10 protein-coding genes are annotated in these 11,806 nt (G+C 74.2%); 3 read left to right on the forward strand and 7 right to left on the reverse strand.

What is annotated here, in order from left to right:
• Positions 1-892 (forward strand): ferritin-like domain-containing protein (locus ABZ885_RS27250; protein WP_360193866.1); only part of this gene is annotated, 892 nt, incomplete at its 5' end.
• A gap of 118 nt (positions 893-1,010) precedes the next feature.
• Entirely contained in the window at positions 1,011-1,928 is a 918-nt protein-coding gene (locus ABZ885_RS27255; RefSeq protein ID WP_360193869.1) for an aminoglycoside phosphotransferase family protein, read from the forward strand.
• On the opposite strand, the gene ABZ885_RS27260 is transcribed toward ABZ885_RS27255, so the two are convergent.
• The 5 genes from ABZ885_RS27260 to dxr all read right to left on the reverse strand — a co-directional run bounded on the left by ABZ885_RS27260 (position 1,901) and on the right by dxr (position 7,510).
• Positions 1,901-2,476, reverse strand: a complete 576-nt coding sequence (locus tag ABZ885_RS27260) for a GNAT family N-acetyltransferase (RefSeq protein WP_360193872.1) — start codon at positions 2,474-2,476, stop codon at positions 1,901-1,903. The two genes, ABZ885_RS27255 and ABZ885_RS27260, sit on opposite strands and share 28 nt — an antisense overlap.
• Positions 2,477-2,519: 43 nt before the next feature.
• Positions 2,520-3,395 carry a GNAT family N-acetyltransferase gene (locus ABZ885_RS27265; RefSeq protein ID WP_360193891.1) on the reverse strand — a complete coding sequence of 292 codons (876 nt, stop codon included), beginning with the start codon at positions 3,393-3,395 and terminating at the stop codon, positions 2,520-2,522.
• A 138-nt stretch (positions 3,396-3,533) separates the two neighbouring features.
• Positions 3,534-4,694, reverse strand: coding sequence for a flavodoxin-dependent (E)-4-hydroxy-3-methylbut-2-enyl-diphosphate synthase (ispG, locus tag ABZ885_RS27270; protein ID WP_313763827.1), 1,161 nt, complete (start codon positions 4,692-4,694; stop codon positions 3,534-3,536).
• A 142-nt stretch (positions 4,695-4,836) separates the two neighbouring features.
• Positions 4,837-6,141, reverse strand: a complete 1,305-nt coding sequence (locus tag ABZ885_RS27275) for a M50 family metallopeptidase (RefSeq protein ID WP_360193876.1) — start codon at positions 6,139-6,141, stop codon at positions 4,837-4,839.
• A gap of 139 nt (positions 6,142-6,280) precedes the next feature.
• Positions 6,281-7,510, reverse strand: a complete 1,230-nt coding sequence (gene dxr / locus ABZ885_RS27280) for a 1-deoxy-D-xylulose-5-phosphate reductoisomerase (RefSeq protein ID WP_360193879.1) — start codon at positions 7,508-7,510, stop codon at positions 6,281-6,283.
• Between the two features lie 68 nt (positions 7,511-7,578).
• Between dxr and ABZ885_RS27285 the strand changes: the two genes are divergently transcribed.
• Complete coding sequence (locus ABZ885_RS27285; RefSeq protein ID WP_360193882.1) at positions 7,579-8,244, forward strand: NAD(P)-binding oxidoreductase; 666 nt, start codon at positions 7,579-7,581, stop codon at positions 8,242-8,244.
• A gap of 121 nt (positions 8,245-8,365) precedes the next feature.
• On the opposite strand, the gene ABZ885_RS27290 is transcribed toward ABZ885_RS27285, so the two are convergent.
• Both ABZ885_RS27290 and ABZ885_RS27295 read right to left on the reverse strand, forming a co-directional pair.
• Positions 8,366-9,808 carry an aldehyde dehydrogenase family protein gene (locus tag ABZ885_RS27290; RefSeq protein ID WP_360193885.1) on the reverse strand — a complete coding sequence of 481 codons (1,443 nt, stop codon included), beginning with the start codon at positions 9,806-9,808 and terminating at the stop codon, positions 8,366-8,368.
• 145 nt (positions 9,809-9,953) lie between these two features.
• Positions 9,954-11,519, reverse strand: a complete 1,566-nt coding sequence (locus ABZ885_RS27295) for a PucR family transcriptional regulator (protein WP_360193888.1) — start codon at positions 11,517-11,519, stop codon at positions 9,954-9,956.
• Between the last annotated feature and the right edge of the window lie 287 nt (positions 11,520-11,806).

The raw sequence follows: 11,806 nt of genomic DNA on the forward strand, positions 1-11,806 counted from the left end.
GGTGCCTCCGGACATGCGAAAGGGCCCGCTCCCGGGACGGGGCCAGCACCGGGCCGCGCTGGCGGCCGGGCTGCCGGGCTCCGCCGCCGCGTCCGCCGCCACCGCCCCGGGCTCCGCCGCCGGTACGCCCTCCGGCTCCGCCCCGGCGACGGCCGGCGGTCAGGCGGTCACCACCACCGCCGCGCTCGCCTCGCTGGAACGGCAGACCGCGCAGGCCCGGCTCGCCGATCTCGGCGCCGCCTCGCCGCAGCTGGCCCGGCTGCTGGCCTCGGTCTCCGCGGCCGGGGTGCTGCACGCGGCCGCCCTCGGCGACACCGCCCCGGTGACCGTCCCGGCCCCCGCGCCCGCCGACCCGGCCGGCACCCCCTCCGCGTCGGCCCCCGGCACGGCGTCCGGCACACCGTCCGGCGCGGCCGACGGCGCAGCAGTCGCCCCGGAGGCCGTCACGGCGTTCCAGGCCGCGCTGAGCGCCGAACACGCCGCGATCTACGGCTACGGCGTGGTGGGCGCCCGGCTCCCGGACGACCCGCAGCGCGCCGACGCCCGCACCGCCTACGCCGCCCACCAGACCCGCCGGGACGCCTGGCAGCGGCTGCTCGGCGGGGTCGGCGCCACCCCGAGCGCAGCCGCCGCCGGGTACCAGCTGCCGTTCGCCGTCACCGACGCGGCCGGGGCCGGGCGGCTCGCCGCCCACATCGAGACCCGGCTCACCGCCGTCTACGCCGACCTGGTCGCCGCCGTCACCGGCCCCCAGCGCGGCACCGCCGCCGACGCGCTGCGCGAGTGCGCCCTGCGCGCCCGCCGCTGGGGCGCCACCGCCACCCCGTTCCCCGGCCTGCCCGACCCCGTGGCCGCGGCCACGGGCAGCCCCGGCGCCGCCCCGACCGGCTGACGCCTCCGTCGGCCCGGCTCCCCTGACCTGCGCAATCGCGTCGCTGACCTGCGGTTTCGGCACCATGGCCGACAATGGACGGGGAGCACCACGGGGGAGCATCAACCGGAAGGCCGGCATGTCGGGAGCAACAGGGCAGATCACCGTCCCCGAGTGGCTGGCGCGCAGCGTCGGCACGGACGACGACGGGCGGCGGTGGCTGGCGGAACTGCCCGCCCTGGTCGCCGCCCAGCTGGCCCGCTGGGACCTCACCCTGGAGCGGGTGCTCGACCCCGGCGGCAGCCTGAGCCTGGTCGGCCTCGTCCACCGCGACGACCTCAGCCCCGCCGTCCTCAAGGCCGGCCTGGTCACCCCCGAGACCGCCCAGGAGCACGCCGCCCTGACCCACTGGGCCGGCCGCGGCGCCGTCCTGCTGCTGGCCGCCGACCCGGCCCGGGGGGTGCTGCTGCTGGAGCGGCTGCACGGGGACATCCCGCTGCGCTCGCTGGCCGAACCGAAGGCGATGCTGGAGGCCACCAGCCTGCTGCACCGGCTCTGGGTGGAGCCGCCCGCCGGCCACCGCTTCCAACCCCTCGCCGACCGGGCCGCCGCCACCGCCGACTTCCTGCGCCACCACCGCGGCCTGCCCGGCGCCGGCGCGGCGGCCGCCCTGGTGGACGAGGCCGTGGCGGCCGCGGAGGGGCTGCTCGGCTCCGCCACCGAGACCTTCCTGCTGCACGGCGACTTCCACCACGGCAACGTGCTGGCCGCCGACCGCGCGCCCTGGCTGGTGATCGACCCCCGGCCGCTGACCGGCGAGCGTGCGTACGACCTGGCCCGGCTGGCCCTGGACCGCGTGGACACCCTGGTCGGCTCCCCCGGTGTGCCGGCCGCCGTCCGCCGCCGGCTGCACCAGCTGTCGGACGCCCTGGAGGTGGACCGGGAGCGGCTGCGCGGCTGGACGCTGTTCCGCGCGGCCGACCTCGGGCTGCGCGCGCTGGCGGCGGGCCGCCGCGCGGACGCCGAGCTCTACCTGGAGTTCGCCGGCGCGCTCTGAGCCGCCGGCGGCCGCAGCAGCGGCAGCGGGGCGCCCATCACGGCGTAGAGCCGCTCGGTGTTCGGGAAGTGCACCGCGCGGGCGAGGTCGCGGTAGCCGAGCGAGCGGTACAGCCGGCGGGCCGGCGTCTCGGCGTCGATGGCGGAGAGGATGCTGCGGCTCAGGCCGGAGCGTTCGCAGAGGCTGCGGATCAGGGCGGAGCCGATGCCCTGGCCCTGGTACTCGGGCAGCACGTGCAGTTCGGTGATCGCGAAGACCCCGTCCAGCCAGTCCCCGCACCCGCGGGCCTCCAGGTAGGGCTGGATCACCGTGCTCCACCAGTGGTCCCGGCGGTTGGGCATGCCGTACCCGAAGCCGACCAGCCGCGGGCCGCTCAGCGCCCCCAGGGCGATCACCCCGGGCTGCTGGGCGTGCCGCCCGACGATGTGGAGCCGGACCATGACCTCCTCGGGCGTCAGCCCGAACGCCACCGCCTGGACATCGAGCGCCTGCGGTGCCCAGGCCGCAAGGTCGATGGGCTCGATCGTCACCCCGGTCAGCTGATCCATGCCCCGGACGTTACTACCCGTCCGGGCCGCCCGCGGGCGGAGATCAGAAGAGGACGCTCATGAAGGCGCCGACCTCGCGGAAGCCGACCCTGCGGTAGGCGGCACGGGCCCGCAGGTTGTAGTCGTTGACGTAGAGCGAGACCACCGGGGCGACCTCGCGCAGGGCGATGTCCAGGACGGCGGCCATGCCGGTCACGGACAGCCCCCGGCCCCGGTGCGCGGGGTCGACCCAGACGCCCTGGATCTGGCAGGCGCCCTCGGTGACGGCGCCGATCTCGGCCTTGAAGACCACCTGGCCGTCCTCGGTGAACCGGGCGAACGAGCGCCCGGTGGAGACCAGTTCGGCGACCCGGGCCTGGTAGAGCAGTCCGCCGTCCCCGGCCAGCGGGGAGACCCCGACCTCCTCGGTGAACATCGCCACGCAGGCCGGCATCAGCGTCTCGATCTCGCTCCGCCGCACCCGCCGCACCAGCGGGTCGGGGACGATCTCGGCGGACGGCGCGCCGGTGGCCATCAGCGGCTGGTGGCCGCGCACCTCGCGGGCCGGTCCCCAGCTGCGTTCCAGCAGCGCCCAGAGCGCGGCGGTCGGCTCGGCCGGGCCGACGATCGAGGAGCAGCGGCGGCCCTGGCGGCGGGCCCGTTCGGCGAAGGCCTGGACGGCCTGCGGTCCGGCGTTGACCAGGACCAGGTTGGCTCCGGCGTAGCAGAGTGCGTCCAGCTCGCCGTGCTCGTCGTACCAGCCCCACATCTCGCCGCCGAGGCGCCAGGGGTCCAGCCCGACGGCCTCGACCCGGGTGGCCACGAAGGCGTTGGCGACCGGGTCGCGGTGCAGCAGCGCCAGGGTGTCCTCGAGATCGGGGGCCTCCAGGACACGCGTGGTCGCCAGGGCGCGGGCGGCCTGGAACGAGCTGGGGAGCATCACACCTCGATCGAGCATCGAGACAGCACCTCACTGAGACGACTCTGGCCGCACCCTACTCCGTGGCCCCACCCGGCTACGGCCGCGGGGCCGTCCGCGCACGGACGGCCCCGCTTCCGGAAAACGTCGGTCCGCCGGTCACTCCGCGGCGGTCACGGTCGGGGCGCCGGACTCGACGCCCTCCGCCTGCATCTGCTCGGCGAGCTTGAGGGCCTCCTCGATCAGGGTCTCGACGATCTTCGACTCGGGAACGGTCTTGATGACCTCGCCCTTGACGAAGATCTGGCCCTTGCCGTTGCCGGAGGCGACGCCGAGGTCGGCCTCGCGGGCCTCGCCCGGGCCGTTGACGACACAGCCCATGACGGCGACGCGCAGCGGCACCTCCATGCCCTCCAGGCCGGCGGTGACCTCCTCCGCGAGCTTGTAGACGTCGACCTGGGCGCGGCCGCAGGACGGGCAGGAGACGATCTCCAGGCCGCGCTCACGCAGGCCGAGCGACTCCAGGATCTGGTTGCCGACCTTGATCTCCTCGGCCGGCGGGGCGGAGAGCGAGACCCGGATGGTGTCGCCGATGCCCTCGGCGAGCAGCGCGCCGAAGGCGACCGCGGACTTGATGGTGCCCTGGAACGCCGGGCCGGCCTCGGTCACGCCGAGGTGCAGCGGGTAGTCGCAGGCGGCGGCCAGCTGGCGGTAGGCGTTGATCATCACGACCGGGTCGTTGTGCTTGACCGAGATCTTGATGTCGCGGAAGTCGTGCTCCTCGAACAGCGAGCACTCCCAGAGCGCGGACTCGACCAGCGCCTCCGGGGTGGCCCGGCCGTACTTCTCCAGCAGGCGCTTGTCCAGCGAACCGGCGTTGACGCCGATCCGGATCGGGATCCCGGCGTCCTTGGCGGCCTTGGCGATCTCGCCGACCTTGTCGTCGAAGGCCTTGATGTTGCCCGGGTTGACGCGGACCGCGGCGCAGCCGGCGTCGATCGCGGCGAAGACGTACTTCGGCTGGAAGTGGATGTCCGCGATGACCGGGATCTTCGACTTCTTCGCGATGATCGGCAGCGCGTCGGCGTCGTCCTGCGACGGGCAGGCGACCCGGACGATCTGGCAGCCGGAGGCGGTCAGCTCCGCGATCTGCTGCAGCGTGGCGTTGATGTCCGCGGTCACCGTGGTGGTCATCGACTGCACCGAGACGGGTGCGTCGCCGCCGACCGGCACGTTGCCGACCATGATCTGCCGGGAGTAACGGCGCTTGGCGAGCGGCTTGAGCGGCAGGGACGGAATACCGAGCGAGATCGCGGTCATGTGCGCAGGGTTCCCCGGGGTTGAGGTGTGGTCGGTCCGGGCCGTTCGGGAAGGCCGGGGCCGGGAGCGCCGATGAACGCGCACCCGGCCCCAACGGTACGGCACGGTGGTGGCCCCGGGCACACCAGCCGGGCCCGCACCGTCAGCTGATCTTGACGGGGTTCACCAGGTCGGCGACCAGCACGAGCAGGGTGAAACCGATGAAGATGCTGGCCACCACGTAGGCGAGCGGCATCAGCCGGGCGACGTCGAACGGGCCCGGATCGGGGCGCTTGAACAGCTGTGCGAAGCGCCGGCGGACCGACTCCCAGACCGCGCCGGCGATGTGACCGCCGTCCAGCGGCAGCAGCGGCAGCATGTTGAAGAGGAAGAGCGAGAGGTTGATCCCGGCCAGCAGGTTGACGAAGAAGGCGATCCGCTGGCTGCCGGGGATGTCGAGCGAGAAGACCTCGCCGCTGACCCGGGCGGCGCCCACCATGCCGATCGGCGAGTCCGGGTCGCGCGGGGCGTCGTCCACGACGGCGTTCCACAGGCCCGGGATCTTGCCGGGCAGGGCGGCCAGCGACTTCACCCCGTTCTCGCCCATGTCGTACATCCGGTCCAGGGACTGCCCGAAGGTCTGCTGGACGACGGCGCGCTTCGGGGTGAAGCCCAGGAAGCCCGCCTCGACCGTCTCGCCCTTGACCGGCATGTTGTTGCCGTCGAACTTCTGCACCGCGTTGACGGCGATCGTGGGGGTGAGCGTGAGCTGCTGCCCGTCCCGCTCGACCACGACCGGCACGGTCCGGCCGGCCGACTTGCGGATGTCCGCCTGGAGCTGGTCGTAGTCGCGGATCCGGTCGCCGTCGAAGGAGAGCACCTTGTCGCCCTGCTTCAGGCCGACCTGGTGGGCCGGGGTCGGCGGCGCGTCGGCCGGGCAGACGTCGGTCGACTGGCCGGCCTTGACGATGCACTGGGAGACCGAGCCGATGGTCGGCAGCGAGGTGGGCTGGCCGAAGCCCATGTTGACGGTGAGGAACAGCCCGAACGCCAGGACCAGGTTCATGAACGGCCCGGCGAACATGACGATGATCCGCTTCCACGGCTTCCGCGTGTAGAAGAGCCGGTTCTCGTCGCCCTCCTGGAGCTCCTCGTAGGAGGCCTCCCGGGCGTCCTCGATCATCGTCCGGAACGGCGAGCTGCTGCGCTTGGTGATCCGCCCGTCCTCACCGGGCGGGAACATCCCGATCATGCGGATGTACCCGCCCAGCGGGATCGCCTTGATGCCGTACTCCGTCTCGCCCTTCCTGCGGGACCAGACGGTCGGGCCGAAACCGACCATGTACTGCGGCACCCGGATGCCGAACAGCTTCGCCGTGGACAGGTGCCCGAGCTCGTGCCAGGCGATCGAGACGAGCAGCCCGACCGCGAAGACCAGGATGCCGACCACCGTCATCACCGTTGCCACCGCTGATCCTCCGTCATGCCGCTCCGCTCGTCTTCTTGTCCTACCGGCTGTCCTACCGGATACCGCCGGGGTCTGTCACGGCCGGGACCGGTCCCGGTCCCTGCCGCCCGGGCCCCGGACGTGCCGCGGGCCCGCCGGATCAGCCGGCCGCCAGCTCCCGGGCCCGGGCCCGCGCCCAGTCCTCCGCGTGCAGGACGTCCTCGACCGTCAGGGAAGTTCCCGGAACGGGCGCCCCGTGCTCCGCCACGACCTTGGCAACAGTGTCCACGATCCCGGTGAAGGCGAGGCGGCCCTTCAGGAAGGCCTCCACGCACTCCTCGTTCGCGGCGTTGAACACCGCCGGGACGGTCCCGCCCAGCGAACCCGCCTCGCGGGCCAGCTCGACCGCCGGGAAGGCCTCGTTGTCCAGCGGGAAGAACTCCCAGGTGGCGGCCCTGGTCCAGTCGCAGCCGGGTGCCGCGTCCGGGACCCGGTCCGGCCAGCCGAGGCCCAGCGCGATCGGCATCCGCATGTCCGGCGGGCTGGCCTGCGCGAGCGTGGAACCGTCCGTGAACTCCACCATCGAGTGGACGACCGACTGCGGATGGACGACGACCTCGATCCGCTCGAACGGCACGTCGTACAGCAGGTGCGCCTCGATCACCTCCAGGCCCTTGTTCACCAGGGTGGCCGAGTTGATCGTCACCACCGGGCCCATCGCCCAGGTCGGGTGCGCCAGCGCGTCCTCGGGGGTGACGCCCGCGAGCTGCTCACGGGTCCGGTTGCGGAACGGGCCACCGCTGGCGGTGACCACCAGCTTGCGGACCTCGGCCCGGGTACCGCCGGCCAGTGCCTGGAACAGCGCGGCGTGCTCGGAGTCCACTGGCACGATCTGCCCGGGCTGCGCGACCGCCTTCACCAGCGGGCCGCCGACGATCAGCGACTCCTTGTTGGCCAGCACCAGCACCCGGCCCGCCTCCAGCGCGGCCAGCGTCGGGCGCAGCCCGATCGAACCGGTGATGCCGTTCAGCACCGAGTGGCACTCCGTCGCGGCCAGCTCGGTGGCCGCGTCCGGGCCCGCCAGCACGGCCGGCAGCGGCCGCCCGGCCGCCTTCGCGGCCAGCGCCGCGCGCAGCGCCGGCTCGGCCGCCGGGTCGGCGACCGCCACGGTGTGCACGCCCAGCTGCAGCGCCTGCTCGGCGAGCAGCTCCACCCGCCCGCCGGCCGCCGACAGGGCGACCACCCTGAAGCGGTCCGGGTTGCGGAGCACCACGTCGATGGCCTGGGTGCCGATCGAACCGGTGGAGCCGAGGATCACCAGCTCCCGGGGGCCGGAGGGGTCCTTCACCACGGGGGTGAAGCGCAGCTGCGGGTGGGCGAGCGAAGTCATGCGCCCATTGTGTCCTGCCCGGCGGCCTCCCCAGGACGCCGGGACGCCGCGCGGCTACCGTCGGAGCCATGCGTACCGTCATCGCCGGGGGCCACGGACAGATCGCCCTCAGGCTGGAGCGGCTGCTCGCCGAGCGCGGCGACCGTCCCGCCGGGATCATCCGCCGCCCCGAGCAGGCCCAGGACCTGGTGGACGCCGGCGCCGAGCCGCTGCTGCTCGACCTGGAGGCCGCCACCGCCGCCGAACTCGCCGCGCTGCTCACCGGCGCCGACGCGGTGGTCTTCGCGGCCGGCGCCGGACCGGGCAGCGGCGCCGCCCGCAAGAACACGGTCGACCGCGACGCCGCCGTGCTGCTCGCCGACGCCGCCGAACTGGCCGGCGTCCGGCGCTACCTCATCGTCTCCTCGATGGGCGCCGACGCCGACGCGGTGTACCGGGCCGACCCGGTGTTCGAGACCTACCTGCGGGCCAAGGGCGCCGCCGACGACGCCGTCCGGGCCCGCACCACCCTCGACTGGACGGTGCTGCGCCCCGGCCGGCTCACCGACGGGCCCGGCAGCGGCCTGGTCCGGCTCGCCCCCTCCGTGGGGCAGGGCCCGGTCGACCGGGCCGACGTGGCCGCCGTCCTGGCCGCGCTGCTGCACGAGCCGGGCACCGCCGGGCACACCCTGGAACTGGTCGCCGGCAACGCGACGGTCGAGGAGGCCGTCGCCGCGGTGGCCGGGCACGTCTGACCGGGGCGACGGCCCCGGCACGTACGCCCCCCGGCGCACGTACGCCCCCGCGGGCGCGGTCCGGGCACACCGAGGGGCCCGGCACCGCTCGGCGGTACCGGGCCCCTCGGGTGACCGCGTCCTAGAGGTCCAGGCCGGTGAGGACCATGACCTTCTCGACGGTGTAGTCGTCCATCGCGTACTTGACGCCCTCGCGGCCGACGCCGGAGTCCTTGACACCGCCGTACGGCATCTGGTCGGCGCGGTAGGACGGCGCGTCACCGATGATCACGCCGCCGACCTCCAGCTCCCGCTGGGCGCGGAAGGCGGTCTGCAGGTCGCGGGTGAACACGCCGGCCTGCAGGCCGAAGTCGGAGTCGTTGACCGCGGCGAAGGCCTCGTCGGTGCCGTCGACCTTGTGCAGCGACAGGACCGGGCCGAACACCTCGGCCCTGGCCAGGATCGCGTCGGCCGGCAGCTCGGCGAGCACGGTCGGGGCGTAGGTCGCGCCCTCGCGGGTGCCGCCGGTGAGCACCTTGGCGCCCTTGGCGACCGCGTCGTCCACCCAGGACTCCACCCGCTTGGCGGCGTTCTCGTCGACCAGCGGGCCGACGTCGGTGGCGTCGTCGTTCGGGTCACCGGTGACCTGCGCCTCGACCTTGGCCACGACCTTCTCCACCAGCGCGTCGTAGACGGACGCGTCGGCGATCACGCGCTGCACCGAGATGCAGGACTGGCCGCCCTGGTAGTTGGCGAACATCGCGATCCGGGTGGCGGCCCAGTCCAGGTCGGCCTCCGAGGACCAGTCGGCGAGCACCACGGCCGCGGCGTTGCCGCCCAGCTCCAGGGTGGTGTGCTTGCGCGGCACCGAGTCCATGATCTGGTAGCCGACCTTGTCCGAACCGGTGAAGGAGATCACCGGCAGACGCGGGTCCTGCACCAGGGCGGGCATCCGGTCGTTCGGCACCGGCAGGACGCTCCAGGAGCCGGCCGGCAGGTCCGTCTCGGCCAGGATCTCGCCCAGCACCATCGCGGAGAGCGGGGTGGCCGGAGCCGGCTTGAGGATGATCGGGGCGCCGACCGCGATCGCCGGGGCGACCTTGTGGGCGACCAGGTTCAGCGGGAAGTTGAACGGGGCGATGCCCAGCACCACGCCGCGCGGGAACTTGCGCACCAGCGCGAAACGGCCCACGCCGCCCGGGTCGGTGTCCAGCCGCATGGTCTCGCCGTTGGTCCGGCGGGCCTCCTCGGCCGCCCAGCGGAACACCGAGACGGCACGGCCGACCTCGCCGCGGGCCCACTTGACCGGCTTGCCGTTCTCGGCGGTGATCAGCTGGGCGATCTCCTCGGAACGCTCGGCCAGCCGCTTGGCGACGTGGTCCAGCGCGGCGGCGCGCACGTGCGCGGGGGTCGCGGCGAACACCGGGAGCGCGGCCACGGCGGCGTCCAGCGCCTCCTCGACCTGGGCCTCGGTCGGCACGCCGACCGTGCCGACCAGGCGGCCGTCCCAGCTGTTGTGCACCTCGAGCTCGGCCTCGCCGCTCACCCGGCGGCCGGCCAGCCAGAAATCGTACGTGGTGGTCACCGTGGTACCGGCCCTCTCCTCGTCGTCCTCACGGCCCCACGGACGTGGAACCTGAACCGAGGGTAGGGCGGCGGCGCACCAAGCCGGATTGGCCGCGAAGTAGCGTTCGTCCTCGCGGCCACTCCATCCCGTCCAGGCCCGGGATTTATTCCTCGCCCGAGCGCAGCGCGAGCCAGAGCTCCATCCGCACATCGGTGTCGTCCAGCGAGCGGCCCAGCAGCTCCTCGACCCGCTTCATCCGGTAGCGCAGCGTGTGCCGGTGCACCCCCAGGTCGGCGGCGGCCGCGTCCCACTGCCCGTGTCTGGAGAGCCAGGCCCGCAGCGAGGCCACCAGGTCACCGCGCGCCGTGCGGTCGTGCTCCCGCAGCGGGCGCAGCAGCCCCTCCGCGAACGCCGTCACCGCGTCCTCGCCCAGCAGCGGCAGCAGCGAACCCGCTCCGACCTCCTCGTGGTCCACCGAACGGCGGCCGCCGCGCAGCGCCACGGCCAAGGCCCGCTCGGCCTGCGCGTGCGCCGTCCCGGCCTCCTCCAGCGCGGCCGGCGCCGAGACGCCCAGCGACAGCCCCTCGTGCTCCTCCACCGCCCCGAGACAGGCCCGGTGCACCGCGCCGTTGTCCAGCGCCAGCACCATCAGCCGCGCCCCGTGCACGGCGTCCTCCCGCGCCACCAGCAGCTTCTCGCCCACCCGGGCCCCGGCCTGCTCGGCCCGGTCCCCCAGCTCGCCCAGCGGCTCCGAGGCGTCCACGCCCTGACCGGCCCCCGCCACCAGGACCCGGACCGTCCCCTCCGGCAGACCGCCGAACAGCCCCGCCGCCACCTGCCGGGCCGTCGTCACCTCACCCGCCAGCACCATCCGCAGCAGCGCCGCGCCCATCCGCTCCTCCGCCTGCCGCAGCTCGCGCGAGCGCTCCAGGGTGAGGGTCAGCAGCGCCACCGCCGCGTTCAGCACGTACCGCTCGGTCGGGGTGATCCGGTCCTCGGTGCCGACCGCGAGGAAACCCCTCGCCCGCCGGTCCGCCCCCAGCGACTGGACCACCACGTAGTCCTCGTCGGCCGTGTCTATCCCCGGCGAACGCCCCTGCAGCGCGGCACTCGACGGCGCCGGCCGCCGCCGCAGCCGGTCCACCTCGGCCGCCAGCCGCCCCGCCCGGCGGGCCGCCCAGTCCGGCGCCACCACCGACAGCGCGCCCGACCCGTCGTACAGCGCCGCCCACCCGCCGAGCCGCGCCGCCAGCCGGCGCACCACCGCCGTGGTGCCGTCCTTGCCGAGCGCCGCCCGGGTCAGCTCCTCCTGTGCCTCGAAGCTGGTCGTCACCGCCTCGTACTGCTCGGCCGCCAGCGCCGCCGACACCACCTTGCTGATCGCGATGAACGGCGTCGGCTCCGGCACCCGCAGCAGCGGCAGCCCGCGCTGCGCCGCCGCGTCCACCAGCGGCTGCGGCACCTCCGTGTGCGACAGCCCCACCCCCAGGCCCAGCCCCACCACGCCCGCATCGGCCAGCCGGTGCACGTACGCCTGCAGCTGGGCCGCGGTCCGGCCCAGCTTGATGCCGGTGGTGAGCAGCAGCTCGCCGCCCTCGAGGAACGGCGTCGGGTCGTCCAGCTCACTGGTGTGCACCCAGCGGACCTGCCGCTCCAGATGGTCCGCACCGGCGAGGACCGTCAGATGGAGCGAGGTGTTGCGGACGACGGAGGCGAGTGTGGGAGGCATGGCACCTTCGGGGGAACGACCTGACCGCGCCGTTGCGGCCGGGCGAGGAGAGGGCAGAGGGGGCTGAACGGGTCCGGGGACGGGGGGAGACTTCTCTCCTCTCATTATGGACGCCCCGGACAACCGGCACCGCCGAATCCACCTCGAAGGCGAGCTTCGACCGGGCCCCTTGCGCCGGACAGCCCCTAGCCCCAATGCCGGTGACTTAGGTCGTGTTCGTTCTGGTGATCGCGATGACTGTGGGGGCTGGTGGTGGCCAGTCGCGGTGTTGGGCGCGTTTGAGGGGC

The sequence above is a fragment of the Kitasatospora sp. NPDC047058 genome, assembly GCF_040643935.1.
In the GTDB taxonomy this organism is placed as follows: domain Bacteria; phylum Actinomycetota; class Actinomycetes; order Streptomycetales; family Streptomycetaceae; genus Kitasatospora.

Bases quoted from the DNA above. Each gene is read 5' to 3' on its own strand.
- dxr (WP_360193879.1), bottom strand. From the start codon at position 7,510: ATGACTTCGCTCGCCCACCCGCAGCTGCGCTTCACCCCCGTGGTGAAG.
- ABZ885_RS27285 (WP_360193882.1), top strand. From the start codon at position 7,579: ATGCGTACCGTCATCGCCGGGGGCCACGGACAGATCGCCCTCAGGCTG.
- ispG (WP_313763827.1), bottom strand. From the start codon at position 4,694: ATGACCGCGATCTCGCTCGGTATTCCGTCCCTGCCGCTCAAGCCGCTC.
- ABZ885_RS27265 (WP_360193891.1), bottom strand. From the start codon at position 3,395: ATGCTCCCCAGCTCGTTCCAGGCCGCCCGCGCCCTGGCGACCACGCGT.
- ABZ885_RS27295 (WP_360193888.1), bottom strand. From the start codon at position 11,519: ATGCCTCCCACACTCGCCTCCGTCGTCCGCAACACCTCGCTCCATCTG.
- ABZ885_RS27260 (WP_360193872.1), bottom strand. From the start codon at position 2,476: ATGGATCAGCTGACCGGGGTGACGATCGAGCCCATCGACCTTGCGGCC.
- ABZ885_RS27255 (WP_360193869.1), top strand. From the start codon at position 1,011: ATGTCGGGAGCAACAGGGCAGATCACCGTCCCCGAGTGGCTGGCGCGC.